The following is a 20,207-nucleotide window of genomic DNA, read 5'->3' as shown; positions in this document are numbered from 1 at the left end:
TGCAAATTCCAGCGACCGAAAGCGGGATGGCGGCGCCCCGATTTGCTAGAATGCCGGCTTTCACGCCTCACGAGCCTGCACCATGCGAGTCCTTGGCATCGAGACCTCCTGCGACGAGACCGGCGTCGCGATCTACGACACCGACCGCGGCCTGCTGGCCGACGCCCTCTACAGCCAGATCGCCATGCATGCCGAGTACGGCGGCGTGGTGCCTGAACTCGCCTCCCGCGACCATACCCGGCGCCTGCTGCCGCTGATCCAGCAGGTACTCGATGATGCCGGCCTGGCCCGCGGCGAGCTGGACGCCATCGCCTATACCGCCGGGCCGGGGTTGGTCGGGGCGCTGATGGTCGGCGCCAGCACCGCGCACGGAATGGCCCGCGCGCTGGACATCCCGGTACTCGGGGTGCATCACATGGAGGGCCATCTGATGGCGCCCATGCTCGAGGCGTCGCCGCCCGACTTTCCCTTCGTCGCGCTGCTGGTCTCCGGCGGCCATACCCAGCTGGTCGAGGTCCGGGGCCAGGGCCGCTATCGCATGCTGGGCGAGTCGGTCGACGACGCCGCCGGCGAGGCCTTCGACAAGACCGCCAAGATGCTCGGCCTGGCCTACCCCGGCGGCCCGCAGGTGGCCGGGCTGGCCGAATCGGGCGATCCGAAGCGCTTTCGCTTCCCGCGACCGATGACCGATCGCCCGGGTCTCGACTTCAGCTTCTCGGGGCTCAAGACCCATACCCTGACCACCCTGCGCCAGCTCGACCAGGCCGGCGAGCTCGACGAGCAGGCGCGCGCCGACGTGGCCCGGGCCTTCGAGGAAGCGGTAGTGGATACCCTGGTGATCAAGTGCCGCCGGGCGCTGGACGACACCGGCCTCAAGCGGCTGGTGATGGCCGGCGGGGTGAGCGCCAACGCGCGCCTGCGCGAGCGCCTGGCCCACGAGGCCGAGAAGCGCGGCGTACGGGTCTACTACCCCCGCGGCCGCTTCTGCACCGACAACGGCGCCATGATCGCCCTGGCCGGCGCCCGCCGCCTGCTGGCCGGGGAGCGCGACGCACTCGGCCAGATGAAAGCGGTGCCGCGCTGGCCGATGGAGACCCTCGCGGCACCGACCGGCACCTAGAGCCCCGGCTCGTCACCGTGGCGCAGCCGATGGATGTTGAGCAGGTGCCGCACCAGCACCAGAGCGGTGAAGGCCATCACGACCCACACGTAGTCCGGCGCCAGCCACAGGCTGGCCAGCGGGGCGATCCCGGCACTGGCCAGGGATGCCACGGCGGCCGTACGCACTCGCCAGGCCAGCAACGTCCACAGCGCAGCGCAGCACAGCGCCACCCAAGGCGTCAGCACCAGCAGTACACCGAAGGCGCTGGCCACCGCCTTGCCGCCGCGGAAGCGATGCCAGGGCGGGTAGCTGTGCCCCAGCAGCACCGCCAGCCCCACCGCCCCCTGGGCCCATGGCGCCAGGCCCAGCCCCATGGCCAGCCACAGCACGGGCATGCCCTTCACGGCGTCGAGCAGCAGGGTCGCCGCCGCCAGCCGCCGCCCATGCAGGCGCAGCACATTGGAGAAGCCCGGGTTGCCCGAGCCCTCCCGGCGAGGATCGCCGACGCCCGCCAGGCGGCAGATCCACAGCGCCCCCAAGCAGGAACCGCTGACGTAGCCCAGCAACGCCAGCCCCAACAGCAGCAGTAGCCCTTCGACCGTCACCCGGTCCCGCCTCCCTCATGCGCCCATCGCTGCATGATGCCAGCCCCGGCGCCCCGGGGACAGCGCCATGGACCTGTCATTCCCCCACAGCGCTCAGTACAATCGGGCCTTCGTTTTTTCCGATGGGAGCCGCGCATGGACCGCATACTGATCGAGTCTCTCGAGATCGAGACGGTCATCGGCGTTTATGACTGGGAGCGCACCATCCGCCAGCGGCTGACGCTCGACCTGGAACTGGCCACCGACATCCGCCCGGCGGCGGCCGACGACGACCTGGCAAAGACGCTCGATTACGCCGCCATCAGCCAGCGCATCGCCGGCTTCGCCGACGAGCACGACTACGCCCTGGTCGAGACCTTCGCCGAACGCCTCGCACAGCTGTTGATGCAAGAATTTGACGTGCCCTGGCTGCGGCTGACGCTGCGCAAGCCGGGCGCGGTGCCCGCCGCCGCGGCCGTGGGCGTGCGCATCGAACGGGGTACTTGCCAGGGGAGTGCGCGATGACCCGCGTCAGCGTCAGCATCGGCAGTAACATCGACCGCGAGCACCATGTCCGCTGCTGCCTGGACCTCCTCGATGCCACCTTTACCGGTCTCGTCGTCTCGCGCGTCTACGAGAGCGAGCCCGTGGGCTTCGAGGATGGCCACAACTTCTACAACCTGGTGGCAGCGTTCGACAGCGACTGGTCGGTCGGAGAGCTGCAGGCCTGGTGCAAGCGTATCGAGCGGGACCACGGCCGACGCGAGGGCACGCCCAAGTTCAGCCCGCGCACGCTGGACATCGATCTGCTCACGGTAGGCGACCTCGTCGGCGAGCATGACGGCGTCATGCTCCCGCGCGGCGAGATCCTGCATCACGCCTTCGTGCTGCGGCCGCTATCCGAACTGCTGCCGGACACACCGCACCCCGTCGATGGGCGAACCTACGCCGAAATATGGTCGGCCTTCGACCCCGGCCAGCAGCGGCTGTGGCCGATCGCGTTCGATTGGCCGCGCGCGGCGCCGCGTTAACCGGCGCCAGCCCCACCGGCACGGCTCAGTCGCCCGACAGCTCCCGCACGAGGATGGCCCGGCGCCGGCGGGCCAGCTCCCGGCCCAGCTCACCGCCGTGAAAGCCCTCCGCCACCAGGCGCCTCGCCTCCAGTTGCGACACCGCCCGCCAGGCCCGCTCGAGCCGCTCGGCCAGGCCCGGGGCGTCCAGTGCCACCAGCGCGATCAGAGGTGGCACACGTTCGTCGCGCCGCCAGGCATCAATGCCGTCCAACCACGCTTTCACGTCGTCCGCGCCGGGCGCCGCCTGCTGGCGCAGCTGGCGGGTGAGCGCAGCCTGGCGCCCCAGGTCGCGATAGCGACGCGGCAGGCGCAGGCGCTCGGCCAGCGCCGCTTGGCGGGCATCACCAAGGTGTTCCACCAACCGCGCCCAGCGCCAGCGGGGGCGCTCCTCCTCGGACAGGTCGCCGGGCAACCTGGCGAGCCTCGCCAGCGCTCGCTCGAACGCCGCCTCCTCCTCGACGAGCTCCGGCATCAGGGGCGTCAGCGCGCCGCATTCGTGCAGGGTACGGAAGTAGACCGCCGGGTCCGCCTCCGCCAGGGCCTTCTCGGTCTCGGTCCAGACCCGCTCGGCAACCAGATGGGTGAGTTCGCCGCTCGTCGCGAGCTCGCCCATCAGCGCCCGTGTCTCGCCGGCAATGACGAAGCCGAGCCGGGCGTAGCGCGCTAGAAAACGCGCGGTGCGCAGCACCCGCAGCGGATCCTCGACGAAGGCCGGCGAGACATGGCGCAGCACCTTGGCACTGAGATCCTGCTGGCCGCCGTAGGGGTCGACCAGCTCCCCCTCCGGGGTCTCGGCCATGGCATTGATGGTCAGGTCGCGGCGGGCCAGGTCCTCCTCCAGCGTCACATCGGGGCTGGCGTGGACCTCGAAGCCCGTGTAGCCATGGCCGGACTTGCGCTCGGTACGCGCCAAGGCGTACTCCTCGTGAGTCTCGGGATGCAGGAACACGGGAAAGTCGCGCCCCACCGGGCGGAAGCCGCGGCGTTGCATCTCTGCGGGGGTCGCCCCCACCACCACCCAGTCGGTGTCGGCGGTGGGCCAGCCCAGCCGGGCATCGCGCACGGCGCCACCCACGCGGTAGACCTCGAGCCCTTCGGTCGAACGGTCGCGCGCTGCGCTCATGGGCCGCCACGCTCCACCCGTCCGGGCAGGCGATACTCCCACTCGCTGAAGCCGCCGTCGAGGCTGTAGACCTCGCTGAAGCCCTGCCCCGCCAGCCAGGCCGCCGCCTGCTGGCTGGAGTGGCCGTGATAGCACACCACCACCAGCGGACGTTCGCGGGGGGCCGCCTCGAACAGCGCGGCGACGCTGTCATTGTCGAGGTGGCGGCTACCGGGGATATGGCCGCCGGCGAAGCTCGTCGGATCGCGGATGTCGACCAGGGTGAGCGAGGTGTCGTTCTCGAGCCAGCGCTCGAGGGTGTCGATCGTCAGATGCTGGAATGGGGTTGCCATCGGGCCTCCCGAATTCGGTGGTGAGCGTGATCAGCGGCGCCGGCGACCGGGCACGCCGATGCGTTCGCCGGTGGTGAGGTTCAGCGCGGTGAGGCAGCCGCCCCAGACGCAGCCGGTATCCAGCGCCTCGGTGCGTACCCGGGCGCCCTCGGCACGCCCCTCCAGGGCCGCCCAGTGGCCGAACAGCAGCCGTACGTCATCGCGGCGAGGGTAGCGGAACCAGGGGGCGAAGCCCGCCGGGGCGCTGTCGAGCCCCTCCTTGGCGCAGAAATCGAGGCAGCCGTCGGCATCGATGAAGCGCATGCGTGTCAGCACGTTGACGATGACGCGCAGGCGATCGATGCCGTCGAGGGAGGCCTGCCAGCATGACGGTTCGTTGCCGTACATGCGCTCGAGGAAGGCCCCGCTGCTTTCGCTGGCGAGCCGCGCCTCGACCTCCGCGGCCAGTGCGGCCGCCTCGTCCGCGGACCAGCGGGGAAGAAGCCCCGCATGGGTCATCAGCGTATCTCCATGGTCCGCAAAATCCTGGCGCACCAGCAACGGGCGCGACTGCAACCAGTCGAGCAGCGGCTCGCGGTCGGGGGCGGAGAGGATCTCGTCGAGGGTATCCTTGCGATTGAGTCGCGCCCCGCCGCGCGCCACCGCCAGCAGATGCAGGTCGTGATTGCCGAGCACGGTCGACGCCGCATCGCCCAGCGCCCGCACCTCACGCAGGCAGGCGAGCGACTCGGGGCCGCGGTTGACCAGGTCGCCGGCCAGCCACAGCCGGTCGCGGGCGGGGTCGAAGTCGATCCGCTCCAGCAGTTCGACGAACTCGGCGTGACAGCCCTGCAGGTCGCCGACGGCATAGACGGTCATGGCACTTTCCCTTGCGTCGCGTTGGATATCCGGCGGCCGAGAGCCCTCAGGCCGCCGACGTCAGTGTACCTGGTTGGGACCGGCCAGGCGGAAGGGGGCGATGGCGACCTCGAAGGGGCGCTGGCTGGCGGTGTCGACGCAGGTGTAGGTCCCCTCCATCACGCCGACCGGCCCGTCGAGAATGGCCCTGCTGGTGTAGCGGAAGGTCTGGCCGGGGCCGATCAGCGGCTGTTGCCCTACCACCCCCTTGCCGCGCACCTCCTGCACCTTGCCGCTGCCCTGGGTGATGCGCCAGTGGCGAGCCAACAGCTGGACGCTATGCTTCGAATGATTGTGTATCGTCACGGTATAGCTGAACACGTAGCGCGACTCGTCGCGAGAGGACTCGTCGTCGCGAAAGGCGGGCACCACGTCGACCAGCACTTCCCGTTCCAAAGGCGTCTCCGGTACCTGGGTCATGGTGTCGTCTCCGTAGCGGCCAGATGATTGGCGATGCGGACGAATTCCTCCACCGCGAGGGTCTGGGGTCGCCGGGCGGGGTCGATGCCGAGTTCCGTCAGGGCCTCGTCCCCGACCAGCCCCTTGAGATTGTTGCGCAGGGTCTTGCGCCGTTGAGCGAACGCCTGGCGCACGACGCGGAACAATAGCGCCTCGTCCGCGGCCGGCCACGGCGGCTCGGCAAAGGGGGTCAGCCGCACGATGGCCGAGTCGACCTTGGGCCGTGGCACGAACGCCTCCGGCGGCACCGTGAACAGGTCATCGACGCGGCAGCGGTACTGGGCCATGACCGAGAGCCGGCCCCAGTCGGCGCCGCCCGGCTTGGCAGCCAGGCGCTCGACCACTTCCTTCTGCAGCATGAAGTGCATGTCGGCGATGGCATCGCCAGCCTCGAGCAGATGGCCGATCAGCGGGGTCGAGATGTTGTAGGGCAGATTGCCCACCACCCGCAACGGCTCGCCATCGCCGCGCAGCGCCCGAAAGTCGAACTTCAGCGCATCGCCCTCGTGGACGACGAAACCGGGGTAGTTGAAGAACTGCACGCGCAGCCCCGGGACCAGGTCCCGGTCCAGCTCGATCACCTCGAGGTGGCCGCCCGCCGCCTCGATCAGCGGCTCGGTCAGGGCGCCCTGGCCGGGGCCGATCTCGACCAGCCGGTCGCCGGGACGCGGGGCGATGGCGCGCACGATGCGCGAAATGATGCCGGGGTCACGCAGGAAGTTCTGGCCGAAGCGCTTGCGAGCGCGATGAACCGGCGGGCGCGATGCCATGCAAGTGTCCTTGTCTGTCGTTCGTCAGGAAGCGGCCGCGATCGAGCCGCGGCGGGCCATCTCGGCGGCCAGCGCCACGGCGACCCGCAGGCTGCCCGCATCGGCCAGGCCACGGCCGGCCAGATCCAGCGCGGTGCCGTGATCCACCGAGGTGCGTATGATCGGCAATCCCAGGGTGACGTTGGCGGCTCGGCCGAAGCCGGCATACTTGAGCACCGGCAGGCCCTGGTCATGATACATCGCCAGCACGGCATCGACGCCGACGAGATGTCGCGGCGTGAACAGGGTATCGGCCGGCAATGGTCCGTCAAGCGCGAAGCCTTCATGGCGCAGGCGTTCGAGGCAGGGGGCGATCACCTCGATCTCCTCGCGGCCCAAGTGGCCGCCCTCCCCCGCGTGTGGATTGAGGCCGCACACGGCGATGCGCGGGGCCGTGACGCCGAACCAGCGCACCAGGTCCGCGTGCAGGATGCGCAGGATGCGTTCGAGGCTCGTTGCAGTGATCGCGTCGGCCACCTCGCGCAGCGGCAGGTGCGTGGTGGCCAGGGCCACCCGCAGCGCCGTGTCGCCTTGCCAGCCGGGCTGTCCGGCATGCAAGGCGCTGTCGCTGGCCAGCATCATCACCACCTCGTCGGCGCCGCAGGCGTCGCGCAGGTACTCGGTGTGGCCGCGGAAACCGGCGTGACCGGCATCAAGGATCACCCCCTTGTGCAGCGGCGCGGTGACCATGGCATCGGCCTGCCGCTCGCGGCAGGCCGCGATCGCCACGTCGAGGGTCTCGAGCACGTAGCCGGCGTTGGCCACGGCGAGCTCGCCCGGCCGGCTCGGCTCACGCAGCGCCACCGGCCATACCGGTAGCACGCCCAGGTGCGCTGCCGGCACCGGCTCGCCCGGCGCCAACGCGTGCAGCTCGACGTCGAGGCCGAGCCGCTCGGCACGCTCGGCCAGCAGTGCCGGATCGCCCACCGCCACGATCCTGGCCGAAGGAGCTTTCTCCAGCGCCAGCTGCAGGGTCAACTCGGGGCCGATACCGGCGGGCTCACCGCTGGTCACGGCCAATACGGGAGCGGGAAGCCGCATGGCGCTCAGCCGCCGCTGGCGAGTCGGTTGTCGACGAAGGCCTCGGCACGGATCTCCTGGAGCCAGGCGTCCAGGGCCTCGTTGGCCTTGCGCTGGAACACCATCTGGCGCGCCTGCTCGCGGCTCACGTTGCCGCCCTGCTGCTCAATGAAGCGCTCGACCTCGCGGTTGCTGACGTTGACCCGGCCGCCCACCTGGCGCTGGTGCAGCTCGCGCAGCAGCATCTCGCGCCGAATCTCCTCGCGTACGGTCGACATGCTCAGGCCGTCGGCTTCCAGCGCATCGGCGAACTGGTCGAGGGTCATGCCGTTGCTCTCGGCAATCTCGCGGATCTGACGGTTGAGGGCGGTATCGTCGACGCTGAGCCCGGCATCCGCCGCCATCTGCAGCTGGATCTCCTCGAGGATGACCTGCTCGAGCACGTGCTCACGCAGCATCGCTTCGGGCGGCAGTCCCTGTCCCTGGGCGGCAAGCTGGCTGCGCGCTTGCGCCATGCGCTCCTCGAGCTGGCTCTGCATGATGGCCTGCTGGTTCACCACGGCCACGATGCGATCCAGTGACTGCCGCTGCACCGGCTGGAAGTCCTGCTCCTGGGCCAGTGCCGCCAGCGGCACGGCGCCCAGGCACAGGGCCAGGCCCAGGGCGCCCAGAATGGCGATAGGCGTTTTCCGCATGTCTCTCTTTCCTCTCATGATATTTCACTCGTGTGGCGTCCCGATCCCGTCAGAACGCCGTGCTGCGGTAGCCCGGGATGGCACGCTCGAAATAGTCGCCGGCATCGCCGCCGACCCCGCCCAGTCCCTTGAACACGAAGCGCAGGAAGATGCCGCGTTCGGTGGTGTCGTCCTCGATGGTGTTGGCGGTGTCGCTGTCCTCGACCCACTCGCGCCATACCAGCTGCACGCCATAGCAGCAATCGTTCCACTGCAAGCCGGCCACCTGGTCCAGGCTGCGGCGGTTGGTGTGGTCGTACAGGAAGCGGCCGATGAGATCGATCCTCGGGTTGACCCGATAGGCGAAGGAGAGATCATACTCCTCGCGATCGTAGCCCAGGCGATCCTCGTCTTCTCCCGAAGGGTCGAACCCTTCGAGTTGCCAGCGATAGGCAAGGTTCAATACGTGCCCACGCGGATCGCGATAGGCGACGCCTACGCTGCTCCGCTCGGTGCGGCTGCGCTGCTCGTCGTAGAGCCACTCGTAGCGCGTGCTCCAGCGATCGGAAAGGCGCCAGTCGAGCCGCGTGACCACCGGCGAGCGATCCCGCGTCGCCTGGTAGAGGCGCTCCCCGCCGTCGGCACCCGGCGGAGGCAGGGTGTCGGGGTCGCCGGCCATGTCGATGGTGCGGTCGTCGAAATAGACCGCCTGCCCCATGCCGAGCGAGAAGCGCTCGCGGCCGTCGGCGTCCTCGAGGAAGCGGCTGCTGACCCCATAGGAGAGGCGGTTGAGGTCGCCGACGCGATCGGACCCCGAGAAGCGATGGGGCGACCAGAGCTGGTTCCACGAGAAGGCGCGCTCGTCGCTGTCGAACTCGGGAAACTCGCTCTGGTCGCGGGCCGGCACATAGGCGTAGTTGAGCCGCGGCTCGAGGGTCTGGCGATACTCGCGCCCGCCGAGCTCGAGTTCGCGCTCGAACACCAGGCCGCCATCCACCGAGGCGACCGGTACCGCACGCTGCAGCGCGGTGTCGCGCTCGGTCTGGCGCTCGCCGTAGTCGAGGTCGTAGGCGGTATAGAGCCACTCCACCCGCGGCTCCAGGTGCCCCCATGTCTCGTCGAAGCGCCAGCCGGTGACTGGGGAAAGGTGCAGGCGGGTCCCGACCGCCGCTTCGCGCAGCGGGACCCGGTTGCGATCCACATCGCGCCAGAAGTAGGTGACGTTGGAGCGCCACTGTTGAAACCATCCGCCCGGCTGCGACCAGCGTGCGTTGGCAGCCAGGCTGGGCAGACGGTAAAAGGGCTTGTCGCGGTCGTGCAGAGGGTCGTCCAGCTTCTGGTAGCCTTGGGCACGCGCGTCGAGGTTCCAGACATCACCCCGATAATCGATCTGGGCCAGGCGGGGCATGTTGTTGGGGTCGTCGCCGAAGACACTGCCGAAATCGTCGAAGTAGCGTCCGTCGCTGGCTGCACCGTAGCGCAGGGCGTAGTTCGTGCGCGCGTCGAAGCGTCCGCTGTGGCGGTAATCGACGTACCAGCGCTCCTCCCCCTCGTAGCGACGCGTGCCCCCATCGGCACCGCCGCCGTCGCTGCCGAGATAGGCGCCTTCGATCTGCCCGGCATCGCTAGGAAAGAGGTAGCGATACTCGCCGGCGAGCAGCAGGCCGTGGTCGCTGATCCAGCGCGGCGTGATGGTGGCGTCATGGTTGGGCGCGATGTTCCAGTAGAACGGCTGGGCGTAATCGAGACTGTCGCTGGACAACCCCAGTGCCGGCCACAGGAAGCCGGTGTGGCGGCGATCGTCGATGGGAAAACGCACCCAGGGCCAGTAGAACACCGGGACGTTGCCCATCTCGAGGCGGGCGTGACGCGCGGTGCCGAAGCCGCTCTCGCGGTCGAGCACCAGGTCGCCGGTGACCAGCTGCCACAGGTTGCTGCCCGGGTCGCAGGTAGTGAAGCTCGCCGAGGTGAGCCGGTAACGGCCATCCTCGAGCCGTTCCAGCTGCAGCGCATCGCCGCGCAGATGCTGGTCGTGCACCACGAAGTGGGCCGCATCGATGCTGGCGGCATCGCTGTTCAGCGACACCTCGCCGGCCTCGCCGCGTACCAGCAGGTTGAGATCGCGCAGCGCCAGGGGACCCTCGGCGTAGGCCCGGTCACGCGCGGCCGGCACGTTCACGCGCGGCGATTCGAGCTGGCTGTCGCCGCGCCGCAGGATCACCTCGCCACCGAGGATGGTCTCGCCCTCTTCGCCGTAGTAGGCGCTGTCGGATTCGGAGCGAACCTGGCCGGGTTCGTCGGTAGCGGGCAGGCGGTATGCCGGCATCACGTAGACGCCGCGGCACAGCGCCTCGGCGGGACGGTCGTCGGCCCATGGTCGCCAGTCGAGCTGCCAGGCCGGCAGCGGCTCGAGCGCCATCGCCTGTGGCACGCCAAACGTCAGGCCGGATGTGATCAGGCCGGCCAACGCCGCGCCTGCATGTCGCTTGCCCATGGTCCCTCGATGTCCTTGGCGAAGAGAATCGGTATTATACAGACCGCACCCAGCCTGTCGTATGCGACTGACCGCTCAGCATGCGGCGGCGCCCCACGAGCGTCAACCGGCAACGCCCGGCACAACAAGGAGCCAGCATGACCTCGGCCGACACCGCGACGCGATTCGACGCCCTGCGCCGCTGGGCGGCAGCCCAGCACTGCCTGCCCGACGCGGCGCTCGACCTGCGCCTGGCCGCGGGCGACGCCAGCTTTCGCCGTTACTTCCGCCTGCGCCTGCCCGACGGCCGCACGCGCATGCTGATGGACGCCCCCCCTGCCCAGGAGGACAGCCGCCCCTTCGTCGAGATCGCCCGGCGTTGGCGGGCCGGCGGGCTGCCGGTGCCGGCGCTGCATGCAGTGGATCTGGAGGCGGGCTTCCTCGAGCTCGACGACCTCGGCGATACGCCGCTGCAGGAGCGCTTCGCCGGTAACGCGCACGCCGACACCCTGGCCTGGCACGAGCGCGCCATGGATCTGATCCATGAATTGCAGAACCGCGCCGCTCCCGACGCGCTGCCGGCCTACGATGCCGCCCTGCTTGGCCGCGAGCTGGACCTATTCCCCGAGTGGTGCCTCGGGCGCTGGCTCGGCCTGGCCCCGCCGCCCGGCTGGCTCGAACTGCGAAGGGCATTGATCGACTCCGCCCTGGCCCAGCCGGTGGTTGCGGTGCACCGCGACTTCGACGCCATGAACCTGATGGTGCAGGACGAGCGGCTCTACCTGATCGACTTCCAGGACGCCGTGGCCGGCCCCCTCAGCTACGACCTGATCTCGCTGCTGCGCGGCCGCTACTGCCGCTTCCCGGCGCCGCGCTTCGCCGCCTGGGTCGAGGCCTTCCGCCAGCGGGCGATTGCCGACGGCCGGCTGCCCGGTGCCACCACGAGCGACACCTTCCAGCGCCAGGTGCAGGCCATGGCCGCCCAGCGTGCCCTCAAGGTGCTCGGCATCTTCTGCCGCCTGACCCTGCGCGATGGCCGCACCGGCTACCTCGAGCGCCTACCGCACTTCCTCGCCCACCTCGAGGCAAGCCTCGTCGCGCTGCCTGAGCACGAGCCCTTCCAGCGCTGGCTCGCCGACACCTTCCGCCCCGCCCTGGAGCGCCGTCTGGCGGGCCGTGCCGATCCGGAGACGACATGAAGGCGATGATTCTCGCCGCCGGCCTTGGCAAGCGCATGCGGCCGTTGACCGACCACTGCCCCAAGCCGCTACTGCCGGTGGCCGGCAAGCCGCTGATCGCGCACCACCTGGAGCGACTGGCGGCCGCGGGTATTCGCGAGGTGGTGATCAACGTCAGCTATCGCGCCGAACAGATCGTCGAGGCGCTGGGCGACGGCGACGCCTACGGCGTCCGCATCGCCTGGAGCCGCGAGGCGACCCCGCTGGAGACCGGCGGCGGCATCCGCCAGGCGCTGCCGCTGCTGGGCGGCGCCCCCTTCCTGCTGGTCAACGGCGACGTCTGGTGCGCCTTCGATCCCGCTGTCCTGCCGCCGCTCGGCGACGACCTGGCCCACCTGGTGCTGGTCGCCAACCCGCCGCATCATCCGGAGGGGGATTTTCACCTCGATTCCGCCGGCCGGGTACACGCCAGCGGCGAGCCGCGCCTGACCTTCTCCGGCCTCAGCCTGATCGACCCGGCGCTGGTAGCCGAACGACCGCCTGGCGAGTTTCCCCTGGCCCCGCTGCTGCGCGAGGCGATGAACGCCGGACGCGTCGGGGGTACCCATCACCGCGGCCGCTGGGTCGACGTGGGCACGCCCGAGCGTCTGGTCGAGCTGGATCGGGAACTGCGCCAAGGCTGAGTCACGCGCCGCACAGTGGTAAGCTGCCCGCATGAACGCTTCGATAAGGAAACCCTGCTCATGAAAGCCAGCGTCAAGTGGACCGATGGCCGCCAGTTCGTCGCCGAATCCGGAAGTGGTCACAGCGTGGTGATCGACGGCCCGCCCGATCACGGCGGACGCAATACCGGGCCGCGCCCGATGGAGATGCTGCTGATGGGCATGGGCGCCTGCACCTCCTTCGACGTGCTGGAGATCCTCGAGAAGTCGCGCGCCGGGGTGACCGACTGCGTGGCCACCGTCGAGGCCGAGCGCGCCGACGCGGTGCCGTCCGTATTCACCCGCATCCACGTCCACTTCACCGTCAGCGGGCACAATCTCAAGGAGAGCCAGGTCAAGCGCGCGGTGGAACTCTCGGCGGAGAAATACTGCAGCGCCTCGATCATGCTGGCCAAGGGCGGCGTCGAGGTCACCCACTCCTACAGCATCGTCGACGACTGACCTGTCGGACTCACCGCCCCGAACAGAAAAGGCCCGCGCATGCGGGCCTTTTGCGTCTCGTCGCAGCGGCTACACGGGCGGCGCATCGACGTGGCGCCACAGGTAGAGCGCCAGGTGCGAGCGGTAGGGAGCGAAGCGTGCCGCGGTGCGCAGCGTCTTGCGCCGAGGGCTGGTGAGGCGCGCGAGGGTCTTGCGCGCCGCCACGTCGCCCTCGGGCCAGACGTCGGGCTCGCCGAAGTAGAAGATGGAGATCATGTCGGCGGTCCACTGGCCCACCCCCCAGAGCGCGGTCAACCGCCGTGAGCGCTCGGCATGGTCCAGACGGCGCAACTCATCGGCCTCGAGCCGCCCGGCCCTGGCTTCCTCGGCGATCAGGCACAGCGCCCGCGTCTTGGCAGCGGAGAGGCCACAGCCGCGCAGCGTGTCCTGGTTCGGCTCGCTGAGGAACGCCATCAGCGGCGCGTCGCCGGCGGCATCGACGACTCGCGTCCAGATCGAGCGCGCCGCCTTCACCGACAGCTGCTGCCCCGCGATCGAGCGACACAGGCGCTCGGCCAGCGGTCGGCTGTCGTCGGCCCGGAGCGTGACCGGCCCTCCGCGCTCGAAGGCATCGGCCAGACCGGGGCTCAGCTCGCGAGCGACTTCGACGAAACGCAGATGGATCTCCTCGGACATGCCCGTCACTCAGATCCGATAGACGCTCTTGGTCATCACCTTCGACATCAGCGACATGCCGAACTTGACCGGCGCCGGGAAGCGCGCCCCGCCGGCTTCGAGCGCCAGCTGGGCGTGGTGCGCCTCGTCGATGGCCATCTGGCGCAGCACGGCACGCGAGCGGCGGTCACCCGCGGGCAGCTTGACCATGTGCTCCTCCAGGTGCTTGCCCACCTGCTCCTCGGTGGCGGCGACGAAGCCCAGGCTGATGCGGTCGCCGATGGCGCCGGCCACCGCCCCGAGGCCGAAGGAGGCGGCATAGAACAGCGGATTGAGCACGCTGGTGTGGCTGTCGAGCTCCTGCAGCCGATCGTCGCACCACGCCAGGTGGTCGATCTCCTCCTGTGCTGAGTGCTCCATCTGGCTGCGCACCTCGGGCAGCTTGGCGGTGCAGCCTTGGCCCTGGTAGAGCGCCTGGGCACACACCTCGCCAGTGTGGTTGACTCGCATCAGCCCCGCGGCGTGACGCCGTTCGTCGGCGGTCATGTCCTCGTCCCGGACATCCGCGGTGGCCGGCGAGGGGCGCGAGGCAACGGCCGCATGCGGCACCAGGGTACGCAATACCGTATCGAACTGATGGACCAGGTTGTCGGCATGGGAGTAGTGGCGGTTCATCTCACCCTCTTCCTGTTCGCGGCAAGCCGGAAGCGGCCGGCAGTCACGGCAACGCCACCCGCACTGGGGTGGCGTCGGTCATTGGGTGCACCTGATGCGTCGCACGCCTCGACGCGCGCGGCTTGCTCCGCATAGCGCCGGCTAGCCAGCCGGCCAAGTAAAGCGTCGACCGCCCATCAGGTGCATATGAATATGATAGACCGTCTGGCCGCCCTGATCATTGCAGTTCATCACCACGCGATAGCCGGCCTCGGCGAAGCCGTGCTCCTCGGCCAACCTCGCGGCGACACGCGGCAACTTGCCGACCAGGGCCTGATCGTGTTCCTCGATGTCGTTGAGCGTGGCGATGTGCTGCTTGGGAATGATCAGGATATGCGTCGGGGCCTGGGGGTTGATGTCGTTGAACGCCAGCACCTGATCGTCCTCGTAGACGATGTCGGCCGGGATCTCGCGCTTGACGATCTTGCAGAACAGGCAGTCTTGCATCGGCTCGAACTCCTATCGATCAGCGGGTCGAATCCTGCGCCCCCTCAGCGGAAGCGGCGCTGGGCCAGCAGGTGGCGCACCAGCGGGGCCAGGATCAGCTCGATGGCCAGCGACATGCGCGCCCCCGGTACCACCAGCGTATGCGGGCGACTCATGAACGAATCCTGGATCATCGCCAGCAGCCACGGGAAGTCCACCGTCGAGGGGTCGCGGAAGCGGATCACCACGAACGACTCGGCGTCGTTGGGGATGTCCTGCACCTCGAAGGGGTTGGAGGTGTCCACCGTGGGCACGCGCTGAAAGTTGATGTGGGTGCGCGAGAACTGCGGCTGGATGTAGCGCACGTAGTCGTTCATGCGGCCCAGGATGGTGTCGATCACCGCCTCCTGGGAGTAGCCGCGCAGCTTGATATCGCGGTCGATCTTCTGGATCCACTCGAGGTTCATGGTCGGCGCCACGCCCACCAGCAGGTCGACATGGCGGGCGATGTCGTGCTCCGCCGTCACCAGCCCACCGTGCAGCCCCTCGTAGAACAGCAGGTCGGTGCCGCAGGGCAGCGGCTGCCATTCGGTGAAGGTGCCGACCTGGTGGCCGGCCTCGATCATCTGCTTGTCCTCGGCGTGGATATAGTGCCGGTAGGTGCCGGTGCCGTGCTCGCCGTACTCCTGGAACAGTACCTCGAGGCGGTCGAGCAGGTTGGCCTCCACGGCGAAGTGGGAGAGCTGGTCCTTGCGCTCGGGCTCCTCACGGAAGATGCGCGCCAGCTCCTCGCGGGTATAGCGATGAAAGGCATCGCCGTCGACGAAGGCGGCATGCACGTCCTCGCGGGCGAACATGCGCTCGAAGGTACGCTTCACCGTGGTGGTACCGGCGCCTGAGGAGCCGGTCACGGCGATGATCGGATATTCGCGCGACATCAGGCGTTCTCCGCTCCGGCGATGGCCTGCTGCACGGCGGCGGGAATGGCCACGCTGCGGCCCTGGGCCGGATCGATCAGGACGACGTTGAGGCGCGCCGTCGCCACCGGCCGGCCGCCCTCGGCGTGGCGCACCCGGTGATAGACGGCGATCGCCTTGCCGGTGGGCGCCGGCAAGGCGGTCTCCACCACCAGGGCATCCGGCCAGCGCGCCTCGGACTGGTACTGCACGGCGAGGTCGGCCACCACGCTGGGGTAGCCCCCCATATCCCATTCGCTCAGGCCGAGCGCGCCGAATGCCTGGGTGCGCGCCTCGTGGAGCAGCGACACCAGGGTATCGTGGCCCAGGTGCCGGCCGTAGTTCATGTCGGTGATGCGCACCGACAGCGGCTGCCGGTGCACGATAGCGGACTCGGGAAACTCCAGCTTGACTCGCTCCATGCCCACTCCCTGACGCTTGTTATCGTGTGATGCGGCCGCCTGGCCGTGACTCAACCGGCCTGGCGCTCCCGGGCGATCGCCCGATAGGCGATGTCGCGACGGCACTGGGCGCCTTCCCAGCGGATCTCCGCCACGCCCTGATAGGCCAGGTCACGGGCCTGGGACACCCCCTGGCCCAGCGCGGTGACGCACAGCACCCGGCCACCGCTGGTCACCACCCGCCCCTGGGCGTCCTCGGCGGTGCCGGCATGGAACACCTTGCAGCCGGTCGCAGCAGCGGCATCGAGCCCCTCGATGACGTCGCCCTTGCGGTAGCTACCGGGGTAGCCGCCCGCGGCCATCACCACGCCGACGGCGGCATGGGAATCCCATTCGCAGGTGTGGCCGGCCAGCTCGCCGCGTGCGCCGGCCAGGCACAGCTCGGCCAGGTCGGACTGCAGGCGCAGCATGATCGGCTGGGTCTCGGGATCGCCGAAGCGGCAATTGTATTCGATGACCTTGGGATTGCCCTCGGCGTCGATCATCAGCCCGGCGTAGAGGAAGCCGCTGTAAGGGAGACCCTCGGCCGCCATGCCGTGCACGGTTGGCATGATCACCTGCTGCATGATGCGTTCGTGCACGCTCTCGGTGACCACCGGCGCGGGCGAGTAGGCCCCCATGCCGCCGGTGTTGGGGCCTGCATCCCCGTCCAGGGCACGCTTGTGGTCCTGGCTGGTGGCCATCGGCAGCACCGTGGTGCCATCGACCATGACAATGAAGCTGGCCTCTTCGCCCTCGAGAAACTCCTCGATCACCACGCGGGCCCCGGCATCGCCGAAGGCGTTGGCCTCGAGCATGTCGCGCACCGCCGCTTCGGCCTCGGCCAGGGTCATGGCCACGATCACGCCCTTGCCGGCGGCCAGGCCGTCGGCCTTGATCACGATCGGCGCGCCCTGCTCGGCGAGATAGGCCAGCGCCGGCTCGACCTCGGTGAAGGTGCGGTAGGCGGCCGTGGGGATGGCGTGACGCGCCAGGAAATCCTTGGTGAAGGACTTCGATCCCTCGAGCTGGGCGGCGCCCCGGGTGGGGCCGAAGATGGCCAGGCCGGCCTCGCGGAAGCGGTCGACCACGCCCTCGACCAGCGGCGCCTCGGGACCGACGATGGTCAGCGCGACGTCCTCGTCGCGGGCGAACGCCAGCAGACGTTCCAGCTCGGTCGCCTCGATGGCCACGTTGGTCAGGCCCGGCTCACGGGCCGTGCCGGCGTTACCGGGTGCCACGAAGACCCGCTCGACGCGGGACGACTGGCCGACCTTCCAGGCCAGGGCGTGTTCGCGGCCACCGCCGCCGATGATCAGAACCTTCATCCGCTTGCTTTTCCTGTCTCTTGCTGCGCAGGCCCGCGAGTGGACGGGCCTGGTGTTCTGCTGGGAAGACGTCGCGGCATTATGGCAGAAAGCCGCCTGCTACGCTGCTTCGCTCGGAATAGGTGGCAAAATGCCCTTACTTGTCGCTGTCGTCGTTCTTGCCGGTCTTCTCCTTCGGCTCCGGCTTGCCGGGCTGGTTCTGGCCGATCGCCTGCTGCCAGAAACGCATGTTTTCCTCGGCCATCTCGCGCATCAGTTCCATCGGCGAGTGGCGCATGGCCTGCTGCCACTGGTCCTGCATGCGCTTCTGCTGCTCGAGCATCAGTTGGGTGCCCTGCTCGAGGTAGCGGGCCAGCGGCAGCGGCTGTGCCATGTCGTAGACGCGGATGAACTGGGCCAACAGGTCGTTGGAGAACACCTCGGCCTCGCCATCGGCCTGCTCCTGCTCGATGATGATCGACAGCAGGATGGTGCGGGTCAGGTCCTCCCCGCTCTTGGCATCCTCGACCCGGAACGGCTCCTCGTCGAGAACCAGGCGTCGCAGATCCTCGAGCGTCACATAGCGGCTCTGTTGGGTATCATAGAGCCTACGGTTGGCATACTTGCGAATCACGCGCACGATGGCACTCCTTGTTGGAAAGGCAAAACTGCCCTTGGCTGCTATTGTGCACCGCGCCACCGCCCTTGCAAATCGAAGCGACCAACGAGGCCCGATGAACCTGATCCTGCTGACCCCCGAGGAGATCCGCGACGAGCGCCTGGCGTGCCTGCGCGATCCGCGCCGCCTGCGCCACCTGAAGGAGGTGCACCGCGCCCGCGTGGGGGACCGCCTGACCCTTGGCGTGGCGGGGGGCGGCATCGGCCGCGGTGAGCTCACGCGGCTCAACGATGACGAGGCCCGCTTCACCCTCGACGGGCTCGACACGCCTCCCCCGCCGGCGCTGCCGGTACATCTCGTGCTCGCCCTGCCGCGCCCGCGCATGCTGGCCCGCAGCCTCGAGCACGTGACGGCCATGGGCGTTAAGCAGATCACGCTGCTGCATACCCGGCGGGTGGAGAAGAGCTACTGGCAGTCGCCCGAGCTCGATCCGGTCAAGATCCACGAGCATCTGGTGCTGGGGCTCGAACAGGCACGGGATACGGTGATGCCCGAGGTGAACCTGGCCAAGGGCTTTCGCCCCTTCGTCGAGGAGAACCTGCCGAATCTGCTCGAGGGCCGGCGTGGCCTGGTGGCGCACCCCGGCATGCCACAGGCGTGCCCGACGGGGCTGGGCGAGCCCGTCGCGCTGCTGATCGGCCCCGAGGGTGGCTTCATTCCCTACGAAGTGGAGCGCCTGCTCGACGCCGGCTGCGAGGGAATCCACCTGGGGCCGCGTATCCTGCGGGTGGAGACGGCGGTCGTCGCCCTCTTGGCACGCCTCTTCTAGCGGCGAAGTTCGTCACTCGGTCATGGCGACCTGATCGGTGGCGTCGTCCTCGTCGGGATCATGCTCCACCACCGGGGCGTCCTCGCCGCACTCCGGCTCGTTCAGGAAGGTTTCGCGCACGTCCAGCAGCCCGAGATGTCCGATGGTGCGCCGCCCGAGCAGCAGCGGATAGTTCATGTCGCCACGATCGCGCAGGCTGAACTGCTCTTCAAAGACGGTGCCGCCCATGCAGATCTTCATCAGCACCACGGGGCGACGATCGACGCCGCCGGCGCCGCGCAGCTTGAGGCTGCGGTAGAGCGGCAGCTCCAGCCATTCGGTGAAGGTCTCGCCATTCGCTTCGTCCTCCAGCTTGAGCCGGAAGCGCACCCACTCCTCGCCCTCCTTGTCGAAGCGCTCGATGTCGCGGGCATCGAGCGAGGAGGTCAGCGCGCCGCTGTCCAGCTTGGCCTTGACCTCCACGCCCCAGGGCTCGAGGGTACTCTTCTCGACCCAGCCGAAGACCGCCCCTTCCTCGGCCACGGCCGGCATCGACACGGCCACGATCAGCGCCGCTGTCATGGCCATACCGCGCAGGGGAAAACGATACGCCTGGCGGTACACAGCCGGCCACTTGATGGTCATGATCATACCTCCCTTCTCGGTCAACCCTTCATGGACCCCGGTTCGCCACGCCGGTTCCACGTGCCTGAACCCAGCCGTTACGTTTACTACACTACCCGTGTCACCAAGGATAAGGAGGGCAAAACGATGACACAGACACGCACCGCAAGGACGATCCTGGCCGCCTCGGCCGGCCTGTTCCTCGCCGGGCTCGGTACCGGCGCTCAGGCCCAGTTCGACCCTCAGGGTCTCTACTCGACCCGTGACATCCTCGATGCCGAGGTGCATTTCGAGAGCGCCCCGGCCAGCGAGCCCAGCGAAGTGGTCGATATCCTCCTCGGTGACGACAGGAAGGTGCAAGCCATCGTGGTCGACACCCACGACTCGGTGGGTCTGGACGGCGATACCGTGGTCATCACCAACCAGCACTATCGCCTGGTCAACTTCAACGAGAATGGCGAGACCCAGCACGACATTATCGTCGAGACCGACACCGAGGCACTCGACGCCATGCCTCGCTACGACCGGGAGTGGATGAACACCGCCCGAGAGCGCGCCCGCGAGGCCTGGGACAGTACCGGCGAGGGGGCCGAGAGCGCCTGGCACCGTACCCGACAGGGGCTTGACCGCATCGGCGAAGGCGCCGAGAACGCCTGGGAGCGTACCCAAGAGGGCGCCGAGCGGGCCGGCCGGCGCATCAGCGAGACCCTCGACGAGTGGACCCGCGATAGCGACGGCTGACCCTCGCTGCCGGGCTCCGCGCCGAGCCCGG

Annotated in this window: 25 protein-coding genes; 8 read left to right on the top strand and 17 right to left on the bottom strand. The window is 69.0% G+C overall.

Annotation, left to right across the window (positions count from 1 at the left end; all coding sequences use genetic code 11):
• Positions 1 to 82 precede the first annotated feature (82 nt).
• A complete protein-coding gene (tsaD, locus tag I4484_RS04925) occupies positions 83 to 1,120 on the top strand; it encodes a tRNA (adenosine(37)-N6)-threonylcarbamoyltransferase complex transferase subunit TsaD (RefSeq protein WP_197449886.1) in 1,038 nt (345 codons plus the stop codon).
• On the opposite strand, the gene plsY is transcribed toward tsaD, so the two are convergent.
• The gene (gene plsY / locus I4484_RS04920; protein ID WP_197450927.1) at positions 1,117 to 1,680 is read right to left on the bottom strand and encodes a glycerol-3-phosphate 1-O-acyltransferase PlsY; all 564 of its coding nucleotides are present in this window, start codon (positions 1,678 to 1,680) and stop codon (positions 1,117 to 1,119) included. The genes tsaD and plsY overlap by 4 nt on opposite strands.
• 162 nt (positions 1,681 to 1,842) lie before the next feature.
• Between plsY and folB the strand changes: the two genes are divergently transcribed.
• Both folB and folK read left to right on the top strand, forming a co-directional pair.
• Positions 1,843 to 2,211, top strand: coding sequence for a dihydroneopterin aldolase (gene folB, locus I4484_RS04915; protein ID WP_197449885.1), 369 nt, complete (start codon positions 1,843 to 1,845; stop codon positions 2,209 to 2,211).
• Entirely contained in the window at positions 2,208 to 2,717 is a 510-nt protein-coding gene (gene folK / locus I4484_RS04910) for a 2-amino-4-hydroxy-6-hydroxymethyldihydropteridine diphosphokinase (RefSeq protein WP_197449884.1), read from the top strand. Before folB ends, folK begins: the two co-directional genes overlap by 4 nt.
• 25 nt (positions 2,718 to 2,742) lie before the next feature.
• Here the strand turns inward: folK and I4484_RS04905 are convergent, their stop codons facing one another.
• Genes I4484_RS04905 through I4484_RS04870 form a run of 8 tightly spaced genes read right to left on the bottom strand, consistent with a single transcriptional unit; the run spans position 2,743 to position 10,567 of the window.
• Complete coding sequence (locus I4484_RS04905) at positions 2,743 to 3,882, bottom strand: polynucleotide adenylyltransferase (protein ID WP_197449883.1); 1,140 nt, start codon at positions 3,880 to 3,882, stop codon at positions 2,743 to 2,745.
• Positions 3,879 to 4,214 carry a thiosulfate sulfurtransferase GlpE gene (glpE, locus tag I4484_RS04900; protein WP_197449882.1) on the bottom strand — a complete coding sequence of 112 codons (336 nt, stop codon included), beginning with the start codon at positions 4,212 to 4,214 and terminating at the stop codon, positions 3,879 to 3,881. Before glpE ends, I4484_RS04905 begins: the two co-directional genes overlap by 4 nt.
• Before the next feature lie 30 nt (positions 4,215 to 4,244).
• Positions 4,245 to 5,072 carry a symmetrical bis(5'-nucleosyl)-tetraphosphatase gene (locus tag I4484_RS04895; RefSeq protein WP_197449881.1) on the bottom strand — a complete coding sequence of 276 codons (828 nt, stop codon included), beginning with the start codon at positions 5,070 to 5,072 and terminating at the stop codon, positions 4,245 to 4,247.
• Between the two features lie 60 nt (positions 5,073 to 5,132).
• Positions 5,133 to 5,531: a Co2+/Mg2+ efflux protein ApaG gene (gene apaG / locus I4484_RS04890; RefSeq protein WP_197449880.1), complete on the bottom strand. Its 399-nt coding sequence runs from the start codon at positions 5,529 to 5,531 to the stop codon at positions 5,133 to 5,135.
• Complete coding sequence (gene rsmA / locus I4484_RS04885; RefSeq protein WP_197449879.1) at positions 5,528 to 6,340, bottom strand: 16S rRNA (adenine(1518)-N(6)/adenine(1519)-N(6))-dimethyltransferase RsmA; 813 nt, start codon at positions 6,338 to 6,340, stop codon at positions 5,528 to 5,530. Before rsmA ends, apaG begins: the two co-directional genes overlap by 4 nt.
• 24 nt (positions 6,341 to 6,364) lie before the next feature.
• Positions 6,365 to 7,420: a 4-hydroxythreonine-4-phosphate dehydrogenase PdxA gene (gene pdxA / locus I4484_RS04880; RefSeq protein ID WP_197449878.1), complete on the bottom strand. Its 1,056-nt coding sequence runs from the start codon at positions 7,418 to 7,420 to the stop codon at positions 6,365 to 6,367.
• Between the two features lie 5 nt (positions 7,421 to 7,425).
• Positions 7,426 to 8,094, bottom strand: a complete 669-nt coding sequence (locus I4484_RS04875; protein WP_197449877.1) for a SurA N-terminal domain-containing protein — start codon at positions 8,092 to 8,094, stop codon at positions 7,426 to 7,428.
• A gap of 49 nt (positions 8,095 to 8,143) precedes the next feature.
• Entirely contained in the window at positions 8,144 to 10,567 is a 2,424-nt protein-coding gene (locus tag I4484_RS04870; RefSeq protein WP_197449876.1) for an LPS-assembly protein LptD, read from the bottom strand.
• A gap of 137 nt (positions 10,568 to 10,704) precedes the next feature.
• On the opposite strand from I4484_RS04870, the gene I4484_RS04865 reads away from it, so the two are divergent.
• Genes I4484_RS04865 through I4484_RS04855 form a run of 3 tightly spaced genes read left to right on the top strand, consistent with a single transcriptional unit; the run spans position 10,705 to position 12,887 of the window.
• Complete coding sequence (locus I4484_RS04865; protein WP_197449875.1) at positions 10,705 to 11,745, top strand: aminoglycoside phosphotransferase family protein; 1,041 nt, start codon at positions 10,705 to 10,707, stop codon at positions 11,743 to 11,745.
• A complete protein-coding gene (gene murU / locus I4484_RS04860) occupies positions 11,742 to 12,407 on the top strand; it encodes an N-acetylmuramate alpha-1-phosphate uridylyltransferase MurU (RefSeq protein ID WP_197449874.1) in 666 nt (221 codons plus the stop codon). The genes I4484_RS04865 and murU overlap by 4 nt, the downstream gene beginning before the upstream one ends.
• Positions 12,408 to 12,467: 60 nt before the next feature.
• The gene (locus I4484_RS04855) at positions 12,468 to 12,887 is read left to right on the top strand and encodes an OsmC family protein (RefSeq protein WP_197449873.1); all 420 of its coding nucleotides are present in this window, start codon (positions 12,468 to 12,470) and stop codon (positions 12,885 to 12,887) included.
• 69 nt (positions 12,888 to 12,956) lie between these two features.
• Here the strand turns inward: I4484_RS04855 and I4484_RS04850 are convergent, their stop codons facing one another.
• The 7 genes from I4484_RS04850 to phaR all read right to left on the bottom strand — a co-directional run bounded on the left by I4484_RS04850 (position 12,957) and on the right by phaR (position 18,024).
• On the bottom strand, positions 12,957 to 13,562 hold the full coding sequence (locus I4484_RS04850) for a DNA-3-methyladenine glycosylase (protein WP_197449872.1): 606 nt from the start codon (positions 13,560 to 13,562) through the stop codon (positions 12,957 to 12,959).
• A gap of 9 nt (positions 13,563 to 13,571) precedes the next feature.
• A complete protein-coding gene (gene coq7, locus I4484_RS04845) occupies positions 13,572 to 14,216 on the bottom strand; it encodes a 2-polyprenyl-3-methyl-6-methoxy-1,4-benzoquinone monooxygenase (protein WP_197449871.1) in 645 nt (214 codons plus the stop codon).
• 141 nt (positions 14,217 to 14,357) lie between these two features.
• A complete protein-coding gene (locus I4484_RS04840; protein ID WP_197449870.1) occupies positions 14,358 to 14,702 on the bottom strand; it encodes a histidine triad nucleotide-binding protein in 345 nt (114 codons plus the stop codon).
• 44 nt (positions 14,703 to 14,746) lie between these two features.
• Positions 14,747 to 15,619, bottom strand: a complete 873-nt coding sequence (locus I4484_RS04835) for a phosphoribulokinase (RefSeq protein WP_197449869.1) — start codon at positions 15,617 to 15,619, stop codon at positions 14,747 to 14,749.
• Complete coding sequence (locus I4484_RS04830) at positions 15,619 to 16,059, bottom strand: thioesterase family protein (protein WP_197449868.1); 441 nt, start codon at positions 16,057 to 16,059, stop codon at positions 15,619 to 15,621. Before I4484_RS04830 ends, I4484_RS04835 begins: the two co-directional genes overlap by 1 nt.
• Before the next feature lie 50 nt (positions 16,060 to 16,109).
• A complete protein-coding gene (gene purD, locus I4484_RS04825) occupies positions 16,110 to 17,405 on the bottom strand; it encodes a phosphoribosylamine--glycine ligase (protein ID WP_197449867.1) in 1,296 nt (431 codons plus the stop codon).
• A 136-nt stretch (positions 17,406 to 17,541) separates the two neighbouring features.
• Positions 17,542 to 18,024 carry a polyhydroxyalkanoate synthesis repressor PhaR gene (gene phaR / locus I4484_RS04820; RefSeq protein ID WP_197449866.1) on the bottom strand — a complete coding sequence of 161 codons (483 nt, stop codon included), beginning with the start codon at positions 18,022 to 18,024 and terminating at the stop codon, positions 17,542 to 17,544.
• A 94-nt stretch (positions 18,025 to 18,118) separates the two neighbouring features.
• Between phaR and I4484_RS04815 the strand changes: the two genes are divergently transcribed.
• On the top strand, positions 18,119 to 18,832 hold the full coding sequence (locus I4484_RS04815; protein ID WP_197449865.1) for a 16S rRNA (uracil(1498)-N(3))-methyltransferase: 714 nt from the start codon (positions 18,119 to 18,121) through the stop codon (positions 18,830 to 18,832).
• Positions 18,833 to 18,844: 12 nt separating this feature from the next.
• On the opposite strand, the gene I4484_RS04810 is transcribed toward I4484_RS04815, so the two are convergent.
• Positions 18,845 to 19,363, bottom strand: coding sequence for an ATP-dependent zinc protease (locus tag I4484_RS04810; RefSeq protein ID WP_234283639.1), 519 nt, complete (start codon positions 19,361 to 19,363; stop codon positions 18,845 to 18,847).
• A gap of 219 nt (positions 19,364 to 19,582) precedes the next feature.
• Here I4484_RS04810 and I4484_RS04805 point away from each other — a divergent pair, with 219 nt between their 5' ends.
• Positions 19,583 to 20,176 carry a hypothetical protein gene (locus I4484_RS04805; RefSeq protein WP_197449864.1) on the top strand — a complete coding sequence of 198 codons (594 nt, stop codon included), beginning with the start codon at positions 19,583 to 19,585 and terminating at the stop codon, positions 20,174 to 20,176.
• Positions 20,177 to 20,207 lie beyond the last annotated feature (31 nt).

The sequence above is a fragment of the Halomonas sp. SS10-MC5 genome (genome assembly GCF_015992245.1).
Classification (GTDB): Bacteria; Pseudomonadota; Gammaproteobacteria; order Pseudomonadales; family Halomonadaceae; genus Halomonas; species Halomonas sulfidoxydans.
The sequence above is the reverse complement of the archived record's forward strand: the minus strand, read 5'-3'. Positions and strand labels throughout refer to the sequence as shown.

Excerpts from the sequence above, each read along its gene's own strand:
- tsaD (WP_197449886.1), top strand. The coding sequence starts at position 83 with ATGCGAGTCCTTGGCATCGAGACCTCCTGCGACGAGACCGGCGTCGCG.
- folB (WP_197449885.1), top strand. The coding sequence starts at position 1,843 with ATGGACCGCATACTGATCGAGTCTCTCGAGATCGAGACGGTCATCGGC.
- folK (WP_197449884.1), top strand. The coding sequence starts at position 2,208 with ATGACCCGCGTCAGCGTCAGCATCGGCAGTAACATCGACCGCGAGCAC.
- I4484_RS04905 (WP_197449883.1), bottom strand. The coding sequence starts at position 3,882 with ATGAGCGCAGCGCGCGACCGTTCGACCGAAGGGCTCGAGGTCTACCGC.
- glpE (WP_197449882.1), bottom strand. The coding sequence starts at position 4,214 with ATGGCAACCCCATTCCAGCATCTGACGATCGACACCCTCGAGCGCTGG.
- I4484_RS04895 (WP_197449881.1), bottom strand. The coding sequence starts at position 5,072 with ATGACCGTCTATGCCGTCGGCGACCTGCAGGGCTGTCACGCCGAGTTC.
- apaG (WP_197449880.1), bottom strand. The coding sequence starts at position 5,531 with ATGACCCAGGTACCGGAGACGCCTTTGGAACGGGAAGTGCTGGTCGAC.
- rsmA (WP_197449879.1), bottom strand. The coding sequence starts at position 6,340 with ATGGCATCGCGCCCGCCGGTTCATCGCGCTCGCAAGCGCTTCGGCCAG.
- pdxA (WP_197449878.1), bottom strand. The coding sequence starts at position 7,420 with ATGCGGCTTCCCGCTCCCGTATTGGCCGTGACCAGCGGTGAGCCCGCC.
- I4484_RS04875 (WP_197449877.1), bottom strand. The coding sequence starts at position 8,094 with ATGCGGAAAACGCCTATCGCCATTCTGGGCGCCCTGGGCCTGGCCCTG.
- I4484_RS04870 (WP_197449876.1), bottom strand. The coding sequence starts at position 10,567 with ATGGGCAAGCGACATGCAGGCGCGGCGTTGGCCGGCCTGATCACATCC.
- I4484_RS04865 (WP_197449875.1), top strand. The coding sequence starts at position 10,705 with ATGACCTCGGCCGACACCGCGACGCGATTCGACGCCCTGCGCCGCTGG.
- murU (WP_197449874.1), top strand. The coding sequence starts at position 11,742 with ATGAAGGCGATGATTCTCGCCGCCGGCCTTGGCAAGCGCATGCGGCCG.
- I4484_RS04855 (WP_197449873.1), top strand. The coding sequence starts at position 12,468 with ATGAAAGCCAGCGTCAAGTGGACCGATGGCCGCCAGTTCGTCGCCGAA.
- I4484_RS04850 (WP_197449872.1), bottom strand. The coding sequence starts at position 13,562 with ATGTCCGAGGAGATCCATCTGCGTTTCGTCGAAGTCGCTCGCGAGCTG.
- coq7 (WP_197449871.1), bottom strand. The coding sequence starts at position 14,216 with ATGAACCGCCACTACTCCCATGCCGACAACCTGGTCCATCAGTTCGAT.
- I4484_RS04840 (WP_197449870.1), bottom strand. The coding sequence starts at position 14,702 with ATGCAAGACTGCCTGTTCTGCAAGATCGTCAAGCGCGAGATCCCGGCC.
- I4484_RS04835 (WP_197449869.1), bottom strand. The coding sequence starts at position 15,619 with ATGTCGCGCGAATATCCGATCATCGCCGTGACCGGCTCCTCAGGCGCC.
- I4484_RS04830 (WP_197449868.1), bottom strand. The coding sequence starts at position 16,059 with ATGGAGCGAGTCAAGCTGGAGTTTCCCGAGTCCGCTATCGTGCACCGG.
- purD (WP_197449867.1), bottom strand. The coding sequence starts at position 17,405 with ATGAAGGTTCTGATCATCGGCGGCGGTGGCCGCGAACACGCCCTGGCC.
- I4484_RS04815 (WP_197449865.1), top strand. The coding sequence starts at position 18,119 with ATGAACCTGATCCTGCTGACCCCCGAGGAGATCCGCGACGAGCGCCTG.
- I4484_RS04810 (WP_234283639.1), bottom strand. The coding sequence starts at position 19,363 with ATGCCGGCCGTGGCCGAGGAAGGGGCGGTCTTCGGCTGGGTCGAGAAG.
- I4484_RS04805 (WP_197449864.1), top strand. The coding sequence starts at position 19,583 with ATGACACAGACACGCACCGCAAGGACGATCCTGGCCGCCTCGGCCGGC.